This window comes from Aeromonas sp. Y289-2 (assembly GCF_027705925.1).
GTDB lineage: Bacteria > Pseudomonadota > Gammaproteobacteria > Enterobacterales > Aeromonadaceae > Aeromonas > Aeromonas veronii.
Window position 1 is genome coordinate 1 of sequence record NZ_JAPDCH010000050.1, and the last position, 820, is coordinate 820.

General features: G+C 52.4%; 1 protein-coding gene. It reads left to right on the forward strand.

What is annotated here, in order from left to right; translation table 11 throughout:
* Nucleotides 1–63: 63 nt before the first annotated feature.
* Nucleotides 64–768, forward strand: a complete 705-nt coding sequence (locus OKC43_RS21660; RefSeq protein ID WP_001067855.1) for an IS6-like element IS26 family transposase — start codon at nt 64–66, stop codon at nt 766–768.
* Nucleotides 769–820: the final 52 nt, after the last annotated feature.

Below are 820 nucleotides of genomic sequence, written 5' to 3' on the forward strand. Positions count from 1 at the left end.
GGCACTGTTGCAAATAGTCGGTGGTGATAAACTTATCATCCCCTTTTGCTGATGGAGCTGCACATGAACCCATTCAAAGGCCGGCATTTTCAGCGTGACATCATTCTGTGGGCCGTACGCTGGTACTGCAAATACGGCATCAGTTACCGTGAGCTGCAGGAGATGCTGGCTGAACGCGGAGTGAATGTCGATCACTCCACGATTTACCGCTGGGTTCAGCGTTATGCGCCTGAAATGGAAAAACGGCTGCGCTGGTACTGGCGTAACCCTTCCGATCTTTGCCCGTGGCACATGGATGAAACCTACGTGAAGGTCAATGGCCGCTGGGCGTATCTGTACCGGGCCGTCGACAGCCGGGGCCGCACTGTCGATTTTTATCTCTCCTCCCGTCGTAACAGCAAAGCTGCATACCGGTTTCTGGGTAAAATCCTCAACAACGTGAAGAAGTGGCAGATCCCGCGATTCATCAACACGGATAAAGCGCCCGCCTATGGTCGCGCGCTTGCTCTGCTCAAACGCGAAGGCCGGTGCCCGTCTGACGTTGAACACCGACAGATTAAGTACCGGAACAACGTGATTGAATGCGATCATGGCAAACTGAAACGGATAATCGGCGCCACGCTGGGATTTAAATCCATGAAGACGGCTTACGCCACCATCAAAGGTATTGAGGTGATGCGTGCACTACGCAAAGGCCAGGCCTCAGCATTTTATTATGGTGATCCCCTGGGCGAAATGCGCCTGGTAAGCAGAGTTTTTGAAATGTAAGGCCTTTGAATAAGACAAAAGGCTGCCTCATCGCTAACTTTGCAACAGTGCC